The organism is Flavobacterium piscis (assembly GCF_001686925.1).
Taxonomy (GTDB): Bacteria; Bacteroidota; Bacteroidia; order Flavobacteriales; family Flavobacteriaceae; genus Flavobacterium; species Flavobacterium piscis.
The window spans coordinates 324,770-349,335 of record NZ_LVEN01000012.1 but is presented as its reverse complement, the minus strand read 5'-3'; the positions used below and the strand labels follow the sequence as shown (position 1 = coordinate 349,335).

The window sequence follows — 24,566 nt, the reverse complement described above, 5'->3', positions numbered from 1 at the left end:
GCAACACAATAATTAATATAAAGTTACGTTGCGGTAAAAATGTTAAAAAACAAAAAATCCCTTTATAAAAAGGGATTTTGGGTTCAATAGTATATTTAGTTAGAATATATTGTAATTCAATTATGAATTGATTGCAATTCCGGCTTTAGCTTTCATTAGCGGAATCACTTTTATTTCGGATTGTTTAAGGTTTTCCATTAATAATCTGGCAGTTAAAAAGCAAACCGTTGATTCAGCTCCTTGATTTAAGTTGACATTTTCTTTTTCGAGTCCGTCGTAACCACCGCCGCTAATTGGATTGTACATAATTTCCCCCAAATGATTTTTTCCTAAAAACCAGTTAAAAGCCAGTTTCATTTTTTGCTTGTACTCAGGAGTACCAAAAGCACTGTAAAATGAATTCAGGGTATGAATCGTGTAAGCAACATCTATAGGTTGTTCTCCGTACTCGTGTACTTGTTCTTGCGAATCTCTGTGCAGCCATCCATTATTAGAAATAACTTTAAAGTTTTTATCTTTAAACATTTTCGACATTAAAAAGTCAAGAGAATCTAAAGCTACTTTTTTATAAATAGGTTTATTGGTTGTTAAAAAAGCAAAAAGCATAGATTCCGGTAAAATTCCATTTCCGTAAGTCATGTAATTTTCAAACCATTTCCAATCGTGTGAGGCGTGAATTTCATAATTAGAAAGCAATTTAGCATTCAGTTTATTGATAATTGCCGCTACATATAAGTTAGGAACAGCAGTATGGTATAAGTATAATCCTTTTGTTGCAAAACCAATAGAACGAGGCGATTGAATACTTTCGGCCCATTTTAATGAGTTTAATAAACATTGCGAAGCTTTTTTAATAATAGTTTCAGGTAAGATTTCTTTGTTGGCCACTACAGTTCCTAAAGCCCAGATTGCTCTTGCATTAGAATCTTCCAGGTTTACTTCGGCATTTTGTTCAATATGCTCGCGATTTTCCTGATCGACATAATTGATAAAGTTTCCTTTTGGCTGCTGGCAGCGAATAATAAAGTCTAAATAAATTAAGATATAGGCTAAATCTTCTTTGTCCTGAGTAAGTTTGTAATGCATGCAAATGGCAATTAATGCACGTGCATTATCATCTAATGTATATCCTGACTCTAAATCCGGGATCGAAATTTTGCTAAACTGGATAATACCCAGGTCAGTAGTCATTTTTTTGATGTGTCCTAACTGAATTGATGGATAGCTGAATTTTATTTCTGCCGGATTGTCAATTAATTGTTTGTAAGTGTTCATATGAGTAATGGCCACATTTTCCCAGGATGACGCTCTGGTTTTTCTAAATGCATTAATTCCCATTTCTTCTCTTAAATCATCATTAGAAAGTAATTTAATCGCTGCATCAGCAAATTGATCTACTTCTCCAATATCTACCAATATTCCGGAATCAGGAGTTAAAACTTCTAAAGTATGCGGAATTTTTGATGCTACGATAGGACAAGCGCAACTCATTGCATACGCAAAAGTGCCGCTCACTGCCTGATTTGGATCCTTTGAAGTGAACATGTAAATATCTGCAGCTTTTAAATAATCTAAAAGTTCATTAGTATCTAAATATTCATTTACAAAACGTACGTGATTCTGTAAATTTAAATCGGCAACAATGCCTTCGAGTTTATCACGGTACGCGTCAACACCATCAATTATTAAATTTGGGTGTGTTTTGCCAATGATTAGATATAATGCATTTGGTGTGTTTTCAATAATTTTAGGAAGGGCTTTTAAGCCTGTTTCAATATTTTTTCCTTCTCCTAAAAGACCAAACGTAGCCAGTACTTTTCGGTCCTGAATATTGAATTTTTCTTTGGCTTGTTGTGGCGCTTCGTAAATTACAATATGAGTTCCGTGTGGCACACAAGTAATAATGTCTTCGGCGATGTCATAGTCTCTCATCAAAATTTCTTTTGACTTATTGGTCATCACAAAAACCGAATTGCTATAAGAAAGCAGCAGTTTTACAAATGTTTTTAATTCTTTATTAGGATTTTGGATCACACTGTGAAATGTGTAAGTTAAAGGTTTTTTTACCTCATTCAAAAAATCTAATAAATAGTCTCCGTAATTTCCATCAAACAAACCAAATTCATGCTGAATATGAACCAATTTTACCGCCTTATCCTTATTAATTTCAAGAGCAACTTTCGTATATTCCTCTTTGTTTTTTGTATTTAATGTATAAGCCTGAGTAGGGTTCTCTTTTGGTTCTTTTACTAATTCGCAAATTTCGCAAGTAATTGATTTACCAAAAACGTCCGTTATTCCTTTTATAGTGTCTTGTGTATAAGTAGCGATTCCGCATTGTGTTGGTGGAAATGTAGATAGAAAAACTATTTTAGATTTATTTGATATCGTTTTCATTGGGATTCTGTTTTAGTTCAGTTAATAAGTCACTTTGGTAGATATAAGAATATGAATTTGGCCGTTGCTGAGCTACTTTCATATCTTTTAAATATTTATCTAAAATTACTTTAAGCCCCAAGGCCCGATTAATCCAATCGAGCAAAAAATTAACTCAAAAGCATTTATGTGGGAATTTTGTAACAGAATTAGAGAATTATAAAAGTAAGTCAAAAATCTGATTTATAGTTGATTGCGATACAAAATTAACGTTTAGAGTTAAAGCATTTTGTACGAATTATTGATCTTTGAATAAACAAACATTTTATATAGTAAAATGTCATTTATTAATTAAATAACTAAGATTATGTTACGTTGGACAGTTACATTTATTATTCTAGCTATTATAGCAGGAATTTTTGGTTTTGGCGGAATTGCCGCCGGAGCAGCTAGCATTGCAAAAGTTTTATTCTTTATATTTTTGGTATTATTCGTAATTTCATTAATTACAGGAAGACGAAACGTTTAGTAATAAGGAAGTATACAATCCCGGTTTTCAGTTTACAGGTTTAATGTAAACTGGAAACCGGGATTTTTTTGTTTGAACTGTGGGCAAGACTGCTACTAAGGATACAGTCCCGGTTTTCAGTTCTTACTGCAGCTGAAAATGAGATTTTTTTAAATATTAAATTTACTCCGTATACTGCGACTGCGACTGAAAACTGCCACTGAAAAGTGAGACTGCGACTGCGACTAAAAATCGCGACTTTAACGAAAAGAATAATACTTTCTTGTAATCGAGGCAATCGGAAGCCCAATACATACTATCAAAATTAATATCGATAAGAGCAACGGAAAATCGAAGTGCTTTTCAGGTAACAGAGGAAATACGATTGGAAGCACAATAAGATTCATTATAATCCACACAAATATGCCGTACAAAATTCCCGAAAGGATCACGTTTTTTTTAAGAAATGGCAAATACGGATATATTATAAAATAAAACCAGGCAAAAATAAAAGCAATCAGATAATGAAGTCCAAGTCCGTACCAGGCCATTTGCGGTCCTCCGGTATAGGCTTCTTTCTTAAACACGCCACTTGCAATAGACTGAAGAATTTTGATGGCAGTTGTTTTTTCCAGTACTACAGCATAAATTATAACTGCTGCAAGAATATCTAGTGTTCCTGCGATTAATCCGGATAAAAAAATAGTTCCTGATTTTGATTTCATATCAATAAAAATATTGCGTTTTTATAATTATAATGTCGTTATATAATTTGAAATTTTTTGCAGTTGATGAATGTGTCTTTGAGAATGTACAAGTGCAAAATTAATCCATTCATAGATCGTGAAATTTTCAAACCCCGGAATCTGAAAATCCAGACAAGTTAATGTTAAGTCATAATTTTCGGAAGCGTTTAATAAATCAGATTCTATTTTAAGCAAAGATAAAGTCAACGAGTTTTTATTGTAGTTTTTTACTTCGGGTTGTAAAAAATCCGGTGAATCCATTTTGATACTGAAATTCAAAAAAATGGCTTCGAGTTCTTTTACATGTTCGTCGTATTTACGAATAGTAGCTTTTGTTTTTCCTGCAAATAATTCAGGATAACCGGAATTGCCCAGGATGATATGCTGCACTACCTGACCAGGTGTCCAGCTACCTTTATACGGAACGGTATTAATTTCTTCTTCGGAAAAGGAGGAAAGCGTTTCGTTAAATTTTTTAAAGGTGTCAACAATATTTTTTTGAAGTGCTGTTTTCATCGTGTTGTTATTTACTGTTTAACAGAGGTAATCCACCAGATATTACCAAAAGGATCCGTGACCCCGCAAGTTCTGCCATAATCCTGATCGCTTAGCCCCATTAGACTTGTCGCGCCATTATCCAGTGCTTTTTGATACGTTTCGTCAGCATCAGGAACATAAACAAATAAATTTGCGTTTTGTTGCGACCAGTCTTTAGTTTCATCTGTCACCATAATGGTGCTTCCGTTGACTATAATTTCAGCATGCATAACAGTCCCGTCATCTCGTAAAACTTGCTGATTAGAATCTTTTGCGTCAAAAACTTTTTTGCAGAAATCAATAAATCGAGAGGCGCCTTTTAAAATTAAATAAGGCATTATAGTCTGATGTCCTGATGGTAAATTCATGTTTTTTGATTTTATAATTAATACTATAAATTTAAATTTAGTTATTTAAAAATCAGATTATTGTGTTTGTTTCTTAGGTAAGAACTTCGCAATAGAAACCGTTCGCTTTAAGAATTGCAATAATTTTTCTGCTTGAAATCGATAAACTATGAATTCTTAAAATTTTATCACAATCTTCCAAATCAAAATTAATAGCGCTGTTTGGAAAGTGTTTCAAAAGTTTTTCGACAATCATTTCTGATTGTTCCACTTTCTGAACATTTGTTTTAAAAACTTCGATCATTATTTCTGATTATAAAGCGATATTTTTATATCGTTCGATTTTGTGGTAATAATGATATGAAATTGCAAGGATTACTAAAAATATCAACGGGAAAAAGGATTGAAAACCAACTCCGTCAACTGCAAAATGACTTATAGAAGCAAATATAAAATCGAAACCAAATCCGGCATAAGCCCACTCTTTTACATTTTTGGGAACTTGCGGAATCACCAATGCCAAAACACCTAATATTTTAAAGATAACTAAAGCAACCCCAAAATATTCCGGATATCCCAAATGTTTGAGTCCTTCTTTTGCCATCTCAGACTGAGAAGTTAATGCCGGCATAACACCTTCAAATAAAAAAATAATAATAGTAGTAATCCAAAAAATAATTTTTGCTTTTTTCATAGGTTTGTTTTTTAAGTGGTTATCAGTTAATGTATTACAAACTTACAAATGTTATTTTTTTATCGAATAGTTATTTACGACTATTTTAAGGTCATTTAGGACAAAGTGGGGATTTTAGATTTTAGATTTTAGATTTTAGATTTTTTTTGAGAGTGAAGAATGTAGAATATATAATAAAGAGAATAGAATAAAGAGGATAGAATAAAGAGAATAGAGTAAAGAGAATAGAATATCGATTTTTTTTGACAGAGTTTTTCCATACAGTTTGTCATCCTGAGCGAAGTCGAAGGATCGCAAAGAAACTCTATAATCAAAATCGCTAATCTTTATCGAGTTACTTATGTCCTTCGACTTCGCTCAGGAAGACATAAAATGAGAGTAAAAAAAGAAGAATAAAAAGTATAGAGAAACCCGTGTAAATCCGCGCTTTTGCGAAGCAAATCCGTCTCATCCGTGTGCCATTACTCCGCCTTCAAAATATAATTTTTAATCACAAACAAATCCTCAAAACCTAATCTGGTATAAATGTCTTTTCCCATTGCAGAAGCTTGCAATAAAGCATATTCAGCTTTTAAATCTATCGAAAGATTAAGTGCAAATTTCATGATTTCTTCGGCAAATCCTTTTCTTCGCATTTCAGGGATTACGCCAACGCCATGAATTCCTATAGTGTTTCCGGTTTGAAAAAGCATAAAAGTGCCGACAGGTTGATCTTCATTAGATACCAAATAAAAATGAACATTTGTATAATGCTGAATCAGGATTTCTTTGCTGATTACATAACCAAAAGCATTAGGATATAATTCTGACCAGATTTTGGCGTCTTGTTCATTATCAATTTTCTTGAAGCTAAGATCATGTTCAAGTTTGAATTTTTCGTTTAATTTTAATGCCATTGCGACTTGTCCGGTTTTTAATTCAAAACCATAAGCTTCCAAAATTTCATAAGATTTCGTTCCGAAAATATCCCAATACGGTACAACCAAACCCGAATTGGATTTCATAGTTTTGATAATATCCGGTAAGTCTTTTTTAGCAATGTCTTTGCGTAACCATAATTTATTGGGCCAACCCGAATTTTCGATTTTGCAGTATTCGAAAGTATCATTTTTATGATAGGAGAGGAAAGGGGTTCCAACGGTTTTCCAGAAATCAGTAAGGTTATTAATATTGTCCTGGATGAGGTTTATATTTTTCATTTTAATGCAATTGAGAGACAAAGATAACTTTAGGTTTTATAAGAAACCTTTACATATGTTGATTTACAAATCTTTCTCCAGTGTTTTCCTGATTCGGCTTAATTGGGTTGGAGTGATTCCTAAATGTGATGCAATATGAAGCAATGCAATTCGCTCTTCAAGATCAGGATGTTTGGCTAAGAGATCCAGATATCGTTCGGTGGCATTTTCCATCACTATAGAAATTTCCCTTTGTTCTTTTTCGATTACCCAATTTCTTTCGAGATAAGCAATATAGAAGTTTTTTAAATCATCATTTTGAAAAATGAGTTCCCTGTATTTTTTATAATTAATGTTGATTAAAACAGCATCTTCCAGCGCTTCAATAGAAAAATCAGAAGGAGTTTGCTGTATTAATGAAGCTGTAGATCCTGCAAGATCTCCTTCGAGAAAGATGTTTTTATTGTAGATATTTCCTTCTTTATCGGTTATAAAAGCGCGTAAAGCACCTTTAGCAACAAAGTAAATTTCTTTCGCAATTTGACCATTTCTTAAAAGTAATTCTCCTTTTTTTATTGAATTTATCTCAATGTTATTTTCGATTAATAGCCACGATTTCTCAGAAATAGGAGAGTAGTAATTGAATTTTACTTTTAGATCGTTGATGTATTTTGCTTGATTGATTGACATTTTGTTGAAGTGTTTTAAGCTTATCAAAAGTAAAGAAATAAAATGTAATAACATTACGTTAAATGGCACACGGATGATACGGATTCGCTAAAGCGAAAACGCGGATTTACACGGATTTTTTTTTGCTGTTTTTTGCCCTCATTTTTACAGGGACTGACAAATTGGTTCGAAAAACGTAGCGTTCCTTCGACTACGCTCAGGATGACAGACTTCGATTATGATTGCAGAGTTTCTTGTGTGATCCTTCCTGCGTCACTATAACAAGATTGCTAATAAAAAATCCGTGTAAATCCGCGTTTTTGCAAAGCAAATCCGTGTCATCCGTGTGCCATGACAACAATAAAAAAACGCCATGAAACTAAAAGTCTCACAGCGTTTTCATCTCAAAAAATAAATAATTAACGGGTAATGGGTATTATCTCCAGCCGCCGCCTAATGCACGATATAACTCGGTGTTGGCAGAAAGCTGTTGTCTTTTAATATCAGCTAATTCTAACTCACTTTGTAGTAAATTTGATTGCGCTGAAAGCACCTCAAGATATTCAGCCATACCATTTTTGAATAACAAATTGGCATTTTTAATGGCTTGTTGTAATGTTTTTACTCTTTCTTTTAGGAAAGATTCTTGCTGTTGCAATTTCTCTACTTTTACCAAAGCATCAGATACTTCGCTAACCGCTACAAGAACCGATTGTCTAAAGCTTAAAACTGCTTTTTCTCTTTCGGCAACGGCAATATTATATTGCGTTCTTACTTTTTTATTGTTTAACAAAGGTTGTGTTAATCCTCCGGCAACGGTTCCGAACAATGAAGCCGGAATGTTGAACCAATTGCTGGTTTCGAATGAATTTACGCCACCCTGAGCAGTAATTTTAAGTGAAGGATACAAGTCGGCTTTTGTGATTCCTACGTTTGCATTGGCAACTTTAAGTGCTAATTCGGCACTTTTTACATCCGGTCTGCGGCTTACTAATGAAGACGGAATTCCGATTGCATTATTGTTTTTGACTTCAAGAACGCTTAAACGAGTAGTTCTGGTTTTAGAATTCGGGAATGATCCTGTTAGAACGCTTAACGCATTTTCCTGAATGGCAATGTTTTGTTCTAATTGCGGAATCAATTGCGCCGAAACCAATTTTTGTGCTTCAGATTGTTGAATCGCTAATGTAGTAACCTGTCCGGCATCGTATTTTAATTTAATGATATTGGTTGTACTATCATTCAATTTATAATTCTGTTTGGCGATTTCTAACTGCGCATCTAACATCAAAAGATTGTAATATCCTTTAGAAACATTGGCTACAATAGTCGTTTGCAATGCTTTTTTTACTTCTTCTGACTGAAGATAACCTGCAAACGCCCCTTTTTTCTGATTACGGATTTTACCCCAAATATCAGCTTCCCAGGAAAGTGTTGCTCCGGCAGAATAATCATCAATATGGTTTTGGCCTAAAGCCTGACCTAAATTCTTTCCTGTAAAACTATTATCAGATGGATTGCTTGTACTTGCACTTACATTCAAATTAACCTGAGGAACATTTCCCCATTTCGATTGTGTGAATCTGTATTGTGCAATTTCGATATTTTTAGTAGCAATCTGTAGATCATTGTTTCTGGCTACAGCGCTATCTATAAGTTCAATAATATCTTTTTCTGTAAAGAAATTTTTCCACTCCACGTCAGCAATACTTGTAGTATCTTTTGAAACCGATGCATTCCTGAAATTTTCAGGAAATGCATCTTTTGGAGTTTCAATATCCTTCGAAACTTTACAGGATATTATAGTCGTGATCAAAATGGCGATCATCACGATTTTGGTTATATAATTTTTCATTTTATATGTTGTCATTAAATTTCTGTACAAGTATCTTTTCTACTATCAAGATCTCTTGAGATTTTATAGGATATGTATCCAATGCCAATGATGATGGCTACGAGGATTGTCGTTATATAGTTTTCCATTTTTATTTTTCTTCGTTATGAATTACGGCTACTGGTTTTCCAGAAACCTTTTCTTGTAAATATTGGAAGATGATGAATAAAACCGGGATGATAAACAACCCTAATATTACTCCTGAAATCATACCTCCGGCGGCACCAATACTAATAGAGTGGTTACCTTGTGCTGACGGTCCTGTGGCGCTCATCATCGGGATTAATCCAACAATAAAGGCTAGTGACGTCATGATAATTGGACGCAAACGTAGTTTGGCTGCATCGATTGCTGCTTTTACCAATGCCTGACCTGATTTTCGTTTCTGGACGGCGAATTCGATAATCAAAATCGCATTTTTGGCGAGCAGACCAATAAGCATTACCAGTGCAACTTGTACGTAAATGTTGTTTTCAATTCCTGTTAATCCAATAGCTACGAATACTCCAAATATACCTGCAGGGATAGATAAGATTACGGCCAATGGCAAGATGTAACTTTCGTACTGTGCAGCAAGTAAGAAATAGATGAATATCAAACACAGTAAGAAAATTGTTGCCGACTGACCTCCTGACGAAATCTCTTCACGAGTTTGTCCTGAAAATTCAAAACCATAACCCGCAGGTAATTGTTGTGCTGCAACTTCCTGAATTGCTTTAATGGCATCTCCGGAACTAAATCCTGGTTTTGGGATTGCATTTATCGAAATCGAATTAAACAAGTTGTATCTCGAAGCCGTTTCTGAACCATAAATACGAGTTAGTTTTACTAAAGTATTTATGGGCACCATTTCGCCAGTTTTGTTTTTCACGAAAACTCGGTCAATTGATGACGGATCAGCTCTGTCAGCAATATCAGCCTGAACTACAACTCGGTAATATTTACCAAATCTGTTAAAGTCAGAAGCTTGTGCGCTACCAAAATAGGTTTGCATGGTTTGTAAAATGTCTTTTACATTCACACCCAATTGGTTGGCTTTCTCGTCGTTGATATCCAATTGCAATTGAGGATAATCGGCTTTAAAAGAGGTAAAGGCTACGGCAATTTCCGGACGTTTCATCAATTCTCCGATGAAGTTTTGAGAAATTCCGCTAAACTTATCCAGTTTTCCTCCGGTTTTATCCTGAAGTACCAAATCTAAAGCTTCAACATTACTAAATCCGGGAACAGTTGGGAAACTGAACACGAAGAAACTTCCGCCTGAAATAGCGCCAAGTTTACCTCGAACCTGATTCATAATTTCATCAATATTTTTGACATCTCCACGATCTTCATTAGGTTTAAGTAATACGAAAACAACTGCTGAAGACGGACTTGTAGAATTCGTCAATAAGTTGAAACCTGAAATAGCGGTAACGTCTCTTGAGGCATCCAGTTTGCTCAGAATATTTTCTGCTTCGGTCATTACTTTTTGAGTTCCGTCAAGAGATGTTCCTGAAGGTGTGTTTACTGCAATCGCAATAAATCCTTGATCTTCTGTCGGGATAAATCCTGCAGGAGTTGTTTTTACCATTACTATAGTTGCTACAGTAATTAAAGCCAAACCTCCTAAACTTAACCATTTTCTACGGATTAAGAATTTTAAACCTCCAACATAACGGTTGGTTAGTGAATCAAAACTTTTGTTAAATCCGTTAAAGAATTTTTGTTTAAATCCTTGTTTTTCATAAGGACCATCTCCATGAGCCGCATGATTGTCTTTTAAGAATAATGCAGCAAGTGCAGGACTTAAAGTTAAAGCGTTTACCGCCGAGATTACAATTGCAATTGCCATCGTAAAGGCAAACTGACGATAGAAAACTCCTGTTGAGCCTTCCATAAAACCAACCGGCAGGAATACAGCAGCCATTACCAGCGTAATCGAGATAATAGCACCCGTTATTTCGTGCATTGCTTCATGAGTTGCTACTTTTGGAGACAAATGTTTGTGCTCCATTTTAGCATGCACGGCTTCGACGACGACAATCGCATCATCTACCACAATACCAATCGCCAGAATTAAAGCGAAAAGTGTTAGAAGATTGATCGAGAATCCGAATAACTGCATGAAGAAGAACGTTCCTAAAATTGCTACAGGTACAGCAATAGCCGGGATTAATGTTGATCTAAAATCCTGAAGGAATATAAATACTACGATGAATACCAGTATAAATGCTTCAAGTAGAGTATGTTGAACTTGCTCAATAGACTGGTCTAAGGCAACTTTTGTACTATAGAAAATGTTATGTTTGATTCCTGTTGGGAAATCTTTTGAGGCTTTCACCATCAATTTGTTGATCGCAACCTGAATATCATTCGAGTTAGAACCTGCCAATTGGATAATACCAATTACAACTCCTTTTTTACCATTTAAACGGGTTAAACTGTTATAAGAATAAGCACCAAGTTCAACTCTGGCTACATCTTTAAGACGAAGTATTGAACCATCTGCATTAGAACGTATAGCAATATTTTCATACTCTTCGGGTTTGGTTAATTTTCCTTTGTACTTAATTACATATTCAAAAACTTCTTTACTTCTTTCTCCAAATTTACCCGGAGCAGCTTCCAAACTTTTATCCTGAATTGCGCTCATGATTTCGTTTGGTGTCACTTTGTAAGTTGACATTTGTGTTGGGTTTAACCAAACACGCATCGAGTAATCTTTTACACCTCCAAAAATACTGGCAGAACCAACTCCCGGAATACGTTTGATCTCCGGAATAATATTAATCTGTGCATAATTGGCAACAAAAGTCTGATCGTATTTTGACTCATCTTCGGTAAACATACCAATGGCCATGATAAAACTGTTTTGTTGTTTGGCAGTAGTTACACCTTGCTGAACAACCTCTGCAGGTAATTGACTCGTTGCCTGAGCAACTCTGTTTTGCACGTTTACAGCAGCCTGATCTGCATTTGTTCCTAATTTAAAGAAAACCGTAATAGCAAGAGATCCGTCGTTACTGGCTGTAGAACTCATGTACGTCATGTTCTCAACACCATTTATAGATTCTTCCAGAGATGGTGCTACAGAACGTAAAACCGTTTCTGCATTCGCTCCCGGATAAACCGCCGTTACCAAAACCGATGGTGGCGCAATATCAGGAAACTGTTGTAAGGGCAACTTCGTAAGACCAAGTATACCTAGTATGACCAATAAAATGGAAATAACGGTTGCCAGTACAGGTCTTTGTATAAATATTTTGAACATTTTCGTAAAAATTATTTTTTATTAATTATTTGGGCAACTTTTGCAGGCGATGATTTCTCAGGCTGAATCACTTGTCCGTCCTGTAATTTATCGATACCGCTTAAAACAATTTGGTCACCGGATTTTACACCATCTTTAATTAAGTAATTTGATCCGCTTTTACCAGAAACCGTGATAGGCATTTTGGTTACTTTGTTTTCTTTGTTTACTGTAAAAACAAAAACTTTATCCTGCATTTCTACAGTAGCCGATTGCGGAACCAAAACAGCATCATCGTGTTGAAGACCTAAACGAATTTTTCCTGTATTTCCTGAACGTAAAGTTCCGCCAGCATTTGGGAAAGTCGCTCTTAGGGTAATCGCTCCGGTAGTTTTATCAAACTGACCGTCTACCATATCAATTTTTCCGGTTTGAGGATAAGCGTTGTTATCTGCTAAAACCAAAGTAACAGGAGGTAATTTTTTTAGTTTATCACCTAAACTGTTTCCTGCGTATTGCGCTTTAAAGTTGATGAAATCAGTTTCACCTAAAGAGAAATAAGCAAAAACTTCGTGAACATCAGATAAGTTTGTTAAAGGCTCAACATCTGATGCCGAAACTAAACTTCCTTGTTTTTTAGGTAATCTTCCAATGTAACCACTTACTGGGGCTGTAACATTGGTATATCCCAAATTAATTTTGGCAGATCCTACCATTGCTCTGGCTTGTTCGATGTTTGCAGCAGCAATTTTTTGAGAAGCTTTAGCCGTTTTTAACTGATAATCAGAAACCACTTTGTTTTGTACTAAAGGAGTCAGTTTATCAACTTCTAACTGAGCGTTGATTAAAGCAGCTTCGTAAGCATGAAGACTTGCCAAAGCATTGTTTAGTTGCTCACGGAACGGACGTTCGTTTATTTTAAATAAAGTCTGGCCTTTAGTTACATAAGCACCTTCGTCTACATAAACTCTTTCAAGGTTTCCGCTTACTTGTGGGCGAATTTCAACGTCAACCGTTCCTTGTATCGAAGCAGGATATTCAGCATCTGTAGTAGTGTTTTCGCTTGTAATGGCTAAAACGGGTAATAATGGTGGAGCAGGAGCTGCAGGAGCTTGCGATTTATCTGCACAACTGCTTAGCACTAGCGCCAGAATAAAACTGGTTATAATTACATTTTTCATTTTCGTATTGGTTTTAATTTGTTGGACATTCTGTTTTTGTAAAATTGTTGGTACTGTGGCATTCCCGGGATTCATATTTAATTATATTAAATTATCTAACATCGTTAAGTAAATAAGTGCAAAAATTCAAATAAAGTACTTTCCGATTCTACTTTGTAATCGGTATTAAATTATTTATCACTGTTAAGTAAAATTGAAAAAAAGCCTCTATATTACGCTAATTAAATTTTCTAACACTGTTAAGTAAAGTAGTAAAAAAATAGTTGCTAAATTACCTATTAAATCATTTATCACTGTTAAGTTAAAATGAAATTTTTTTTATTGAATTGATTTTATAATTCCACCGATCGCATCCTTTAGGATTTGATTGTTTATAGTTTCCATAACTTCGCTTTTATTGATAATATTAATCGCGATTAAACCGTGAATAACAGAGAAGAAAGTAAAATATTTTTGTTTGATTACTTCATCGGTAGGGTTGCTGTTTTTCATAATTTCAGCAATTACCGAAGTGAATAATTTATAGGGTCTTTCCTGAGCCGAACATTGTTGCTGACAACAATTCATTTGTACTCCAAACATCACCTGATACATTTCAGTATCTGTAAAAGCGAAGTCCCAATAAGCCATCCACATGGCTTCTAGTTGTTCTTCCGGTTTTTCAAATTTATCCTTGGCTTCCTGAAGTTCTTTCGTTAACTTAATAAACCCTTTCCCGGTTAATTCGTTAAGGATAGCTTCTTTATTCGAGAAATACTCATAAATAATTGGAGCCGTATATTCAATCTTGTCAGCAATTTTTCGCATACTCAGACCTTGCCATCCTTCTTCTTTGACGATAGCATAAGCAGCCTCAAGAATGTTACTTCTTGTCTCTTCTTTTTGTCTTAAAATTCGATCTTTACTTGCCATTTTAATTAAGTATTAAATTGTTTAACACCGTTAGGCAAATGTATGGCGGTTTTTCTGATTATGAAATAAATTTGTCATAATATTTTCTTATTGTTGTATAGACAAGTATTAAATATCGCTGAAAGCCTTCAATTATAAGGGATTTTTCGATAATGACTTTTTTAAGGAGCAGGTGATTTTTGTGTTTTCAAGACCATTTGTCCTGCTCTACACTATATCTTTTATGGTGAACCCCACCATAAAAGGATGCCGTTTCGATCAGGGCTAGGCGAGAAATGGTGTTTTTTTATTTTGTGGGATATTTTTCAGGATGTTGAGAAGTGTGAAAAATTGCATTTAGAAAAACAGTTTTTGATAATTCGTCAACAATGAAAAAAGCGATATACGGAAATTTTTTAAAAGGTAAAAAGCGATAATTATTATCATGAAATTGATAGAATGGATTTACCTTTAAAGCTTTATATGTACTTTTATAATCATTAAGAAAGTCTAAAGCTACTTTTTTAGTTGCTTTTAAAATGTAATATTCAACTGCTTCTTCAATATTTTTTAATGCAATTGGAGAAACGATAACCTTATAGTTCATACTTCTTTTTTAAATCGGTATATATTGATTCAGCATCTGTGTATAAACTTTTGTCTAAATTAATCTGACTATCTAAAATTTCTTGCTGTTCAGTAGATAATTCATACGACTTTACATTTGCTATTTCGAATTTTATCTTTAGTGCTTTCATAAAAGCTTTTACAGCTTCTATTTGAGAAGCATCTTCGGTATATGCTGTGATGTTAATTGCTTGCATGATATTAATTTACTAAAGTTGATGAACAAAGTTAAGATAAAACTCTTATTTTCATGTTAATCCGAATAATTTATTTCTTTCTCTACTTTTATCAAATGTAAATTCGGGATTTAATGATAAACTAATATTTTTTAACCGGATTAAAATCCGGCCCTACAATATAGGTCGAACCCACGGCTCTTTTTTAAATCATTTTAATGATTATATCACATAGATTTTAAAATTCCGGAGGAATGATTGATATTGTAGGGCCGGATTTTAATCCGGTTGAAAATGAATCATGTCACATTAAGAAACGTTATATAACATTTTTATTTTTTCATTCACACCATTATAAAACGGAGTTTCAATTCCGTATTTTTTAGCGTTTTCAATAACATAATCCACCAGAAATTGTTTCTCGGTTTGCTTATCATTCTCAAAATCCAATTGCAAAGATGATTTGGATTCAAACGGAAATTTAGTTAATAAATCTTTCGAAGTTTCAATATCCTCATTAGTCAAATTGATATTGTTTTTCTTAGCAAGCGATTGAATCTCGATCATCATATTTTCCAGAATATGCATTAGATTTTCATCTTCCAGAAGCTGGCCAAAAGTAACTTTATAGGCAGAAGTGATTCCGGCAACGGGCGCGACGAAAAGATACTTCTTCCATAAGATCTGATTGATGTTTTCGACATACGTAATGTCTAAACCTCCGGCAGTCAATAATTCTATTAATGGTATATTCTCTTTTCCGCCAACGAAAATTTTTCCTGGTCCGCCAATATGCTGAACATGTCCGGGTTTCTTTACGTTTGATGCCACATAAATACAACCTTCCATAATTTGTCCGGCTTCTGGCAAAGTTTCTCTGATTATTTCTTTGGCATTTACCACATTTTGCAAAGTGATTATGATCGTTTTGTCGTTGATACAATCTTTATAAGTAGATAATACATCTTTTAAAGAATAGGATTTAGAGGTCAGAATCAAAACATCCAGAATTCCAATTTCTGTTGGATTGTCTGAAACTAAATCCGGAAATATAGTGGTGGTTTCACCTTTTGATTCAAATAGCAAACCTTCATTTTGAATCGCTTTTTTGGTTTCGCCTCTGCAAATGAATATGATTTTTGTTTCGCTGTCTTTATATTTTTTAGCCAGAGGAGCGCCAACAAATCCGCCGATGCCGCCAATGCCAAGAATTCCTATTTTTGTTATATCTGAGTTCATAGTGTAGTATTTTGGGTTTTAAATCTTGTTGCAAAGTAAATAGGTTCAAGATCATTAATTGATGTAAAAATATCGGTTATATTTGTAAAAATTAAGGATTATGAAAGACACCTTTTTTATATACAAAGATTTCGAAATTTATTCGGTCGAAGAACTTACCTGGAAAAAGGAAGTTCATAGGCATAATTTCTTCGAATTGTTATACATAGAGTACGGAACCGGAAATCATATCCTCAATTCGATTCCTCATAATTTTAAACAACATGATATTTATTTGCTTACGCCAAAGGATTATCACTCTTTCAAAACAGTAACGGCTACCAAGTTTCATTGTTTGCGTTTTCTGCCTAATTTCTTTTCGAATAAAAAAGAGATCGAGGAAATAGAGAAGTTGTTTTATTACCACAATCAAACCAACGGAAATTTGATTTTCCTTGAAGACGATAAAGCTTTTTGTGAAATGATTATTCTGAAAATACTTGAAGAAGTTGCCAGACCAAAAGGACAAAACGAAATCATAATCAAGAGTTTAATGATGTCACTGATTCAGATTATTAGAAGAAATGCAAGTATAAATGAGAATAGTTTGAATTTTCAAACGACTGAAGTTTTAAAAATTGATACTATTTTAAGTTATATACGTTCAAATATTGCGAATCCGCATTTGCTGAAGAAAAAAGAAATGGCGAATCATTTTAATGTTTCGATCCATTATATTGGTGAGTATTTTAAAACGCATCTCAATATAACTTTACGTGATTACATAGAGCAGACAAAACTGAAAGTCGTTACAGAGAAATTAAGCAAAAGCAATTTGACGTTTTCTGAAATCAGTAATGATTTGGGTTTTATTGATAGCAGCCATTTTAATAAATTCATCATGCGAAGTACAGGAATATCGCCATCGGAATTTAAAAAATCATTGAGTATTAGAGGAACATAAATTCGATTGTTCTGAATAGAAAAAAGTCCCAACGGGACGAAAATATTTATAGAAAATATATGTTTTGTTCTACAGGAACCCCTTCGGGGTGATATAAATTATGCGGTATATATATCGCTCCTCTGGAGCTTTGTTGATGAGGTGCTAATTGTTTGCTATAAATATTTCGCTCCGCTGGAGCTTACGATGAAAATTATTTTATAAAGTCCATTTCTACGTGCTCAATTCCGGCATCGAGGAAATAATTATCCGTTTGTCTGAATCCGTTTTTGATGTAGAATGGAGTGGCGATTACCTGAGCGTAAAGATAAATTTTGGCTTCGTTTTTTAAATCGTCTAAAATTTTCAATAGAATCGCTTCGCCAATTCGTTGCCCTCTAAAGGTATTCAGGACAGCAATTCTTTCGATTTTTGCTCCTTTTTCCATTTTTCTGTATCGCGCTGCTCCGGCTGGTAATCCATTTACGGTTGCCAGATAGTGCACCGCTTCTTCATCATCCATCGATTCGCGTTCCTGTGATACATTTTGTTCTTCTACAAATACTTGTCTTCTTATTGAAAATGCGGTTTCTATTTGTTCTTGATCGTTGACTTTCTCGACTACAATTGTATTTTGTGTATGGGTTTGACTGATGTTATTACTCATTTTAATTTACTTATGTATTTATAAAAATAATCTGCGTGCAAATATACGTAGTCAACTACATATATTCAAAATAAAATGAAGAATTTAATCTTTTTTTATAGCAAAGATGGTACTTTAGGGGAATGCTGAAAAGTGATTGAAGTACTAAATTTCTAGAATAGCCCCGATGGGAACGGTATCCTTTTTCTGTCCGCCGCGGCGGACAGGAAAAGATATAGAGGACAGCGGGACTAAAGGTCTGGTGGAATGAAATTTATTTGCTCCTAAAAACAAAAAAACACCTCTAAAGATTATGTCCATAGGTGTTTTTAAAGTTGAAAGATTTCAATTATTTACTTTACATAGTTGGGAGAAACACAAGTTTCCCAGTAACTTACAATTGTTTTAATCATTTCTTTGATTTCTTTGTAGCCGGATGGCTTGACAAAAAATCCCTGAATAGATTTGGAATAAGCATCTATAACATGTTTTTGTTCTGCGCTTGTAGAAAAGAATAAATAAGGAATTGATTTGAGTCGTAAATCTTCATTTTGATGAATTTTTTCCCGCAATTCCATGCCATTTAATTTTGGCATATTAATATCAGAAAAAATAATAAAAGGCTCAATTTGTGTAGAGGTTAAGTATTCTAATGCTTTTTCACCTTCGGCAAAAAAGATAATTTCATTTTTATAATCAAGTTCTTTAAAGATATCAGTTAGAATTTCCTGATCGTCTAAATCATCTTCAATTATAATAATTGGGCCGCCTTTGTTCATTTATATTTTTTTCAAAGGTAGATGTTTTATTCTTAGCTATTTTTTGTTTTTATAATTTACTGATAATCAAATAAAAGCCTATAAAGAGTGTTTTGCTTTCATTAAGTCATTCTTTAAACACAATTCCTTTGCGAACTTAGAGCAAAGCGTAATTCACAATACTTTGCGAACTTTGCGTAATTCTTTGTGCACTTTGCGGTAAAATTTTCTTTGTCAAGATTGCGTTAGAAAAAGCTTTTTTAGCAATATTTATTCTCTACGAGATACATCCAATTGTATGCTATAATAAAAAAACACCTTTAAACATTACGTCTAAAGGTATTTTTAAAAATAAATATAGTAAGATAAATTATGACTCGGTGTTGCTCAGATCTTTTTTACGATAGACCAGATAAAATACTTGTGGTAAAACCGTTAAGGATAAAATCATACAGGTTATTAATCCGCCCACAATCATGATAGCCAATGGTTTCTGAACTTCGGAACCCATTCCGGTAGACAATGCTGCAGGTAATAATCCTAGCGATCCCATTAGGGCAATCATCACAATAGGACGAATTCTGGCGTAAATTCCGTTTGAGATGGCATCTTTTAAATGCATTCCAGCCCTCATGTTTTCTTTGATGATTCCGATGAGGACAATACTGTCGATGGCACTTACTCCAAAGAGAATAATAAAACCGATTCCGGCCGATATCCCGAACACGGTTCCTGTAGCCCAAAGCGATAAGAAACCACCAATAAAGGCGTAAGGCATTGCGCTTACAGCGACCAGAGTATCTTTGAAATTGCCAAAGTTGAAATACAGCAAACATAAAATCAAGATCAATACAACAGGAACGATCATAGCCAATTGTCGCGAAGCTCTTTCTTTGCTTTCGAATTCTCCTGCCCATTTCATTACATTTTCTTTAGGTAGTTTTACTTCTGCGGCAACTTTTTTCTGAGCTTCATCAATGGTACTTCCCAAGTCTCGTCCTTCGATACTAAAACCTACGGCAATATATCGGCTGTTTCCTTCTCGATAGATAAATGTTGGACCTGTTTTATATTCTACGGTCGCGATTTCTTTCAGCGGGACTTTTTTGCCATTCATAGTTGGAATAAGAATGTCTTCGATTTTTTCTTTTGAGTCACGATATTCTTTTTCGAAACGTAAAGTGATATCAAATATTTTTTCGTCATCATAAAACTTCGTTGCGGCCTGACCTCCAATGGTCATTCGGATCACGGCTTGCGCATCAGCGGTTGTTATGGCATAACGCGCCATTTTTTCGTCGTGAAGCTGAATCCTTAATTCGGGTAAACCAATATTCTTATAGACATTAATATCTTCGATTCCTTTTACATCTTTGATTGATTTGGCGACTTTTGCAGCCATGGCTTCGAGTTGAAAAAGGTCATTTCCGAATATCTTAATCACCAACGGACTTTTTACTCCGGCAACATATTCTTCGACATTATCCTGAATGGGCTGGCTAAATCCAAAACCAATTCCGGGATACACATCGAGTTCTTTTTTGATCTCGGCGATTAATTGTTCTTTGCTTATATCGCGTTTCCATTCGTCCTGATGTTTTAGTTCGATATGCAATTCGATATTAAAAAATCCAGTTGGATCTGTTCCGTCATTTGGTCGCCCGGTTTGTGTGAGGACAAATTTTACTTCTTCGAACTTCCTTATCTTGGCCTTCATTTCTTTGGTAAGTCGTACTGCTTCGTCCAGATTGATACTGTTAGGCAAAGTGGCTCTTACATAAATTGCTCCTTCATTCAATTTCGGAATAAATTCTGAACCATAAAAAGCGAACTTAGCACAACATATTGCTAGTAAACCTAAGAATGCATATAAGGTTGCTTTGCGATGTTTGGTACTCCATTTAAAAAGTTTAAAAAGATTTTCCCTAAAGAAACGCGAGATCATATTTTCTTTCTCTACAATGTTTTTCGTTAGCATGACTTTACACATTGCCGGAACATAAGTAAGGGATAAAATCAACGATCCTAATAACGCATAACTTAGCGTGAAGGCTAGGGGAGAGAACATTTTTCCTTCCACTTTCGTGAAAGAGAAAATAGGGAGCAGTGCCACAATTAAAATGATGAGGGCAAAGAAAATATACGTGGCTACGCTGCCCACGCTTTTCTTAATAAGTCCCATTTTACTCATATTGTTAAAGCGTTCCATTCCTACTTTATGCGCTTTCTTTTCGAGCGACACAAAAACCTGTTCGACAATAACCAAAGTTCCTTCGAGCAGTAATCCGAAATCAAGCGCTCCCATAGAAATCAAATTCGCAGGTAATCCCTGTATTCTCAACATGATAATAGCAAACAAAAACGAAAGCGGAATAACAGACGCCACAATCAATGAGGTTCTCCAGTTGTAGAGGAAAATAAACACGATTAGCGATACCAATAAAATTCCTTCGATAAGATTCTTGGTAACGGTATGTACCGTCGTGTCGACCAATTTGGTACGATCGATAAACGGAACTATTTTTACATTATCCGGCAGCACTCTTTCGTTCAGTTCCGCCAAACGATCTTTCAATCTCTTGATGACTTCACCCGGATTTTCTCCACGCAGCATAATCACGATTCCTTCTACCACATCATCATCGCCATCTAAACCTACCTGACCTAATCTTGGTTTGGCTGAAATTGAAACTTCGGCGACGTGTTTTACTAATATGGGCGATGATCCTTTGGTTTCGATTAAGATATTCCCAATATCTTCGACTTTATCAATCAGACCAACTCCGCGAACTACATAAGCCTGATCACCACGCTGAATTACGTCTCCACCCACATTTACGTTACTTTTAGAAACGGCTTCGTAAACATCAAGTGCAGATAAGTTGTAGTTTTCTAATTCGGTTGGATTGATTTTGATTTCGAAGATTTTTTCTTCCCCACCAAAACTCACCACATCGGCAACTCCGGGAACAGCAATGAGTTCTCTTTCGATTACCCAATCCTGAATGGCTTTGATTTCTTTAATAGGTAAATCACTTTTGATGATATACCTGAATATTTCACCCGTTGCTCCGGATGGCGGTTCAATATCAACATCGGCACCTTCCGGAAGATCTAATCCGTTAAGGCGATTTGAGGCATATTGCTGTGCGTAAAAATCCTCAACATCATCATCAAACAAAACCGTTACAACCGATAATCCGAAAAGCGAAATAGAACGTACTTCGGCTTTTTTAGGAATCGTGTTCATTTGTCTTGAAATCGGAAGTGTGATGAATTTCTCTACTTCTTCGGCACTTCGTCCGGGCCATTGCGTAATGATTCTTGCCCTTGTATTGGTTACATCAGGGAAAGCTTCGATGGGGGTATGGATATAGCTGACTATTCCGGCGACTAGTAATACTGCTGTCAGGAAAAAAACGATGAGGGAGTTTTTTAGCGAGAAAGCGACCAGTCCTTGTACAAATTTTTTCATATTTTGTATGGTGTTTATCCGTTTTTAGGGATAATTAGTTTTTTAATCGTTCGTGAATTAACAGTTGATTTTTAGTAATCACCATTTCACCTTCATTAACTCCTTTATCAAAATAAATCCAGTTGTTGTTTTTTATAATCGGATTCACTTCTCTGGTTTCGATCGTGCAATCGTTTTTATAAATCAGGATATGATCGCGATTGTTATCAAAAATGACTGCTTTTGCAGGAACGGCAGCAAGCATTTCGCCGCCTTTACTTTTATCGATAATGATATCGGCAGTCATTCCCGGTTTTAGTTTTAAGTTTTTGTTTTCCATTACAATTCTGGCTTTCAGAACATGTTCATCGGCATCAAAAACTTTAGCCATCATTTTTATTTTTCCTTTAAAAATTTCATCCGGATATGCTGGTGTGGTTACATCGACCAACATATTTTCGCTTACATTTTTTAAATTACTGGTGTATACATTGACCAAAACCCAGATTTCTTTGAGATCAGAAATAGTAAAAAGGGGTTCGCTGCCATCTGTAATCTGCATTCCGGGACTTATGTTTTTAGCTACGATATAACCTTCAGTAGGTGCTTTTATCAGGAAAACAGATCTTTCGCTGCTGGCGCTAAACATGGCAAGATTGGCTTTCACATTTTCTAACGAAGATTTTAAAACATCCAGTTCGCTTTGTGCCTGCATTAAATCTTTTTGAGAAGCGATTCCGTCTTCAAACATCGATTTGGTCGATTGTAAATTACGTTGAGCCACCGCTATTTGCGATTGAAACGATTTACTTTCAGCTTGCATACTGTTGAGTTCTGTACTTTTTATCTCGGCCAGAACTTGTCCTTTTTTGACATAATCACCCAATGAAAAAGTAGTTTTGGTAATAATCCCTTCAACAAGGCTGTTAAACTGCACTACATGATCTGCGTTATACGTTATATTTCCGGTAAGGTTTATCGATTCACTAACCGAACGTTTTTGAACAGGTTCGATTGTGATTTTTTCTTTTAAGTCTTTGTCGATACAAAATTTTTCCTCTTTTGTATCTTTGATTTCTTCTTTTTTGCCACATCCGTAAACGAGCATTAACCCAAGTATCGGGAGTAAAATAAGTTTCTTCATTATGTTTGTTATTATTTTTAGATAATTAGATTTTAATTGATTTCCTGACCCGCGATGTAGCGCAATTCTTCAAGGTTTTTATTCAGGTCTTTTTTAGAATTCAGCAGGATCGATTTGTTGTCTAAGTAAGCATCAACAAAATCAAGATATTCTAACATACTGGTGTTGCGCTGCATGAAGTTTTTGCGGTAGCTTTCCAGAAGTTTATCTAAATCTGATTCATAATTAGCCTCAACGCTTTCGTACAGTTTTTTGGTTACAATAAGATCTTCATAAGCTTGTAAAACCTCAGATTGTACGCTTATTGTTTTCTCTTCGGTCAATAATTTACCTTGTTCAATTGCTATTTTAGCCGCTTTTATATTTCCTTGGTTTCTATTAAAAAACGGAAGATCCAATGCAAAACCAAGTCCTACGAAATCATTCATCGTACTGGCACCACGATCGTAGCTAATGCCCAATGTAACGTCTGGCGTTCTCATTGCTTTTTCGTATTTGTACTTATTATCGTTGTAATCATTTCCTAACTTAATAACTTTCATATCAGGGCGATTTTCTATTGCCGAAGCCATAAGATTGCCTAAGTTGATATTTTCGATATTTTTATTGTCAGGAATAAAACCTTCATCTGTAAGTTGGATGTAGCTTGTAGCAGGCAGATTCATTAAAACCTTCAGTTCTTTTTGTAATGAATTGTTTTCTTTTTTTAAATCGCTGATTTCTTTTAAGAACTGCAGTTCAGATGCTTTTAGTCGAATGTATTCGCCACGGCCTATATTTCCCTGAGCGACCTGATTACCATATCCTTTTAGCATGGTTTGCATCGACGAAAGCTGTTTTTTGTAAACCGCTTCCTGAGCCTGAGTATATTGAAGTTCAGTAAGATTACCTCTAAACTCGATTTTTAGATTGCGTAAAAAGGTTTTAAAGTATTCTTTAGCGATATCAGCGCTCACTTTTTCCATCGCGATAAGCTTTTTACGTTTTCCGGCTGTTTGTACGAGTTGTTCAAGTTCTGCCGTAACCTGAGTAGTTTTACCAAAATTGCCCCACAAAGGAGGAACTTCCTGCGCTGTAGCATTGTGCCAGAGGTTAAGCTCACCAATCGTCAGGGTAGGATTCGGCCATAATTTAGCCTGAATCACCTGCGCATCGGCAATGTCAATGTTTAGTTTTTCCGAAAGAAGAGCAATATTCTTATCCAGAAACAAAGCCTCGGCCTGTGTTCGGGAAAGAACAATTGTATCGTTTATTGCAGTAATTTGTGCCACACTTTTGTGCGATACAATAACGAGTAGGGTTAAGAGTATACGTTTCAAATTAAGTTTGTTTTTAATATGATGCAAA

The 24,566-nt window shown here is 34.9% G+C and carries 22 protein-coding genes; 2 read left to right on the top strand and 20 right to left on the bottom strand.

The genetic code is table 11. From position 1 onward, the window contains the following. Nucleotides 1-120: 120 nt before the first annotated feature. Nucleotides 121-2,397, bottom strand: a complete 2,277-nt coding sequence (locus tag FLP_RS08440) for a glycosyltransferase (protein ID WP_065449080.1) — start codon at nt 2,395-2,397, stop codon at nt 121-123. A gap of 346 nt (nt 2,398-2,743) precedes the next feature. Between FLP_RS08440 and FLP_RS08435 the strand changes: the two genes are divergently transcribed. Continuing rightward, complete coding sequence (locus tag FLP_RS08435) at nt 2,744-2,905, top strand: DUF1328 family protein (RefSeq protein WP_065449079.1); 162 nt, start codon at nt 2,744-2,746, stop codon at nt 2,903-2,905. A 239-nt stretch (nt 2,906-3,144) separates the two neighbouring features. Here FLP_RS08435 and FLP_RS08430 read toward each other — a convergent pair whose 3' ends face one another. The 14 genes from FLP_RS08430 to FLP_RS08365 form a co-directional block, all read right to left on the bottom strand. After that, nucleotides 3,145-3,609, bottom strand: coding sequence for a DUF1440 domain-containing protein (locus FLP_RS08430; protein WP_065449078.1), 465 nt, complete (start codon nt 3,607-3,609; stop codon nt 3,145-3,147). A 27-nt stretch (nt 3,610-3,636) separates the two neighbouring features. Then, on the bottom strand, nt 3,637-4,146 hold the full coding sequence (locus tag FLP_RS08425; protein WP_065449077.1) for a DinB family protein: 510 nt from the start codon (nt 4,144-4,146) through the stop codon (nt 3,637-3,639). 11 nt (nt 4,147-4,157) lie between these two features. Beyond that, on the bottom strand, nt 4,158-4,535 hold the full coding sequence (locus tag FLP_RS08420; protein WP_065449076.1) for a VOC family protein: 378 nt from the start codon (nt 4,533-4,535) through the stop codon (nt 4,158-4,160). Nucleotides 4,536-4,608: 73 nt separating this feature from the next. Further along, a complete protein-coding gene (locus FLP_RS08415) occupies nt 4,609-4,818 on the bottom strand; it encodes a hypothetical protein (protein WP_065449075.1) in 210 nt (69 codons plus the stop codon). 9 nt (nt 4,819-4,827) lie between these two features. Then, entirely contained in the window at nt 4,828-5,208 is a 381-nt protein-coding gene (locus tag FLP_RS08410; protein WP_065449074.1) for a DoxX family protein, read from the bottom strand. Nucleotides 5,209-5,669: 461 nt separating this feature from the next. Next, on the bottom strand, nt 5,670-6,407 hold the full coding sequence (locus FLP_RS08405) for a GNAT family N-acetyltransferase (RefSeq protein WP_065449073.1): 738 nt from the start codon (nt 6,405-6,407) through the stop codon (nt 5,670-5,672). A 63-nt stretch (nt 6,408-6,470) separates the two neighbouring features. After that, nucleotides 6,471-7,076 carry a Crp/Fnr family transcriptional regulator gene (locus FLP_RS08400; protein ID WP_065449072.1) on the bottom strand — a complete coding sequence of 202 codons (606 nt, stop codon included), beginning with the start codon at nt 7,074-7,076 and terminating at the stop codon, nt 6,471-6,473. Nucleotides 7,077-7,491: 415 nt separating this feature from the next. Then, nucleotides 7,492-8,910, bottom strand: a complete 1,419-nt coding sequence (locus FLP_RS08395) for a TolC family protein (protein ID WP_065449071.1) — start codon at nt 8,908-8,910, stop codon at nt 7,492-7,494. Between the two features lie 130 nt (nt 8,911-9,040). Further along, complete coding sequence (locus FLP_RS08390) at nt 9,041-12,202, bottom strand: efflux RND transporter permease subunit (protein WP_065449070.1); 3,162 nt, start codon at nt 12,200-12,202, stop codon at nt 9,041-9,043. Nucleotides 12,203-12,213: 11 nt separating this feature from the next. Next, nucleotides 12,214-13,437: an efflux RND transporter periplasmic adaptor subunit gene (locus tag FLP_RS08385; protein ID WP_065449069.1), complete on the bottom strand. Its 1,224-nt coding sequence runs from the start codon at nt 13,435-13,437 to the stop codon at nt 12,214-12,216. 243 nt (nt 13,438-13,680) lie between these two features. Beyond that, on the bottom strand, nt 13,681-14,274 hold the full coding sequence (locus FLP_RS08380; RefSeq protein WP_065449068.1) for a TetR/AcrR family transcriptional regulator: 594 nt from the start codon (nt 14,272-14,274) through the stop codon (nt 13,681-13,683). 286 nt (nt 14,275-14,560) lie between these two features. Next, nucleotides 14,561-14,860, bottom strand: a complete 300-nt coding sequence (locus tag FLP_RS08375) for a type II toxin-antitoxin system RelE/ParE family toxin (RefSeq protein ID WP_055091471.1) — start codon at nt 14,858-14,860, stop codon at nt 14,561-14,563. After that, nucleotides 14,850-15,077 carry a DUF2683 family protein gene (locus FLP_RS08370; protein WP_065449067.1) on the bottom strand — a complete coding sequence of 76 codons (228 nt, stop codon included), beginning with the start codon at nt 15,075-15,077 and terminating at the stop codon, nt 14,850-14,852. The genes FLP_RS08375 and FLP_RS08370 overlap by 11 nt, the downstream gene beginning before the upstream one ends. A gap of 288 nt (nt 15,078-15,365) precedes the next feature. After that, complete coding sequence (locus FLP_RS08365; RefSeq protein ID WP_065449066.1) at nt 15,366-16,295, bottom strand: ketopantoate reductase family protein; 930 nt, start codon at nt 16,293-16,295, stop codon at nt 15,366-15,368. A gap of 100 nt (nt 16,296-16,395) precedes the next feature. On the opposite strand from FLP_RS08365, the gene FLP_RS08360 reads away from it, so the two are divergent. Next, on the top strand, nt 16,396-17,238 hold the full coding sequence (locus FLP_RS08360; RefSeq protein WP_065449065.1) for an AraC family transcriptional regulator: 843 nt from the start codon (nt 16,396-16,398) through the stop codon (nt 17,236-17,238). A 193-nt stretch (nt 17,239-17,431) separates the two neighbouring features. Here FLP_RS08360 and FLP_RS08355 read toward each other — a convergent pair whose 3' ends face one another. The 5 genes from FLP_RS08355 to FLP_RS08335 form a co-directional block, all read right to left on the bottom strand. Continuing rightward, nucleotides 17,432-17,884 (bottom strand): GNAT family N-acetyltransferase, encoded by a 453-nt coding sequence (locus tag FLP_RS08355; RefSeq protein ID WP_065449064.1) that lies wholly within the window; start codon nt 17,882-17,884, stop codon nt 17,432-17,434. 332 nt (nt 17,885-18,216) lie between these two features. Continuing rightward, a complete protein-coding gene (locus FLP_RS08350; RefSeq protein WP_065449063.1) occupies nt 18,217-18,642 on the bottom strand; it encodes a response regulator in 426 nt (141 codons plus the stop codon). Nucleotides 18,643-18,991: 349 nt separating this feature from the next. Then, nucleotides 18,992-22,096 (bottom strand): efflux RND transporter permease subunit, encoded by a 3,105-nt coding sequence (locus FLP_RS08345; protein WP_065449062.1) that lies wholly within the window; start codon nt 22,094-22,096, stop codon nt 18,992-18,994. Between the two features lie 34 nt (nt 22,097-22,130). Beyond that, nucleotides 22,131-23,219, bottom strand: coding sequence for an efflux RND transporter periplasmic adaptor subunit (locus tag FLP_RS08340; protein WP_065449061.1), 1,089 nt, complete (start codon nt 23,217-23,219; stop codon nt 22,131-22,133). Between the two features lie 32 nt (nt 23,220-23,251). Continuing rightward, nucleotides 23,252-24,538 (bottom strand): TolC family protein, encoded by a 1,287-nt coding sequence (locus FLP_RS08335; protein ID WP_065449060.1) that lies wholly within the window; start codon nt 24,536-24,538, stop codon nt 23,252-23,254. Between the last annotated feature and the right edge of the window lie 28 nt (nt 24,539-24,566).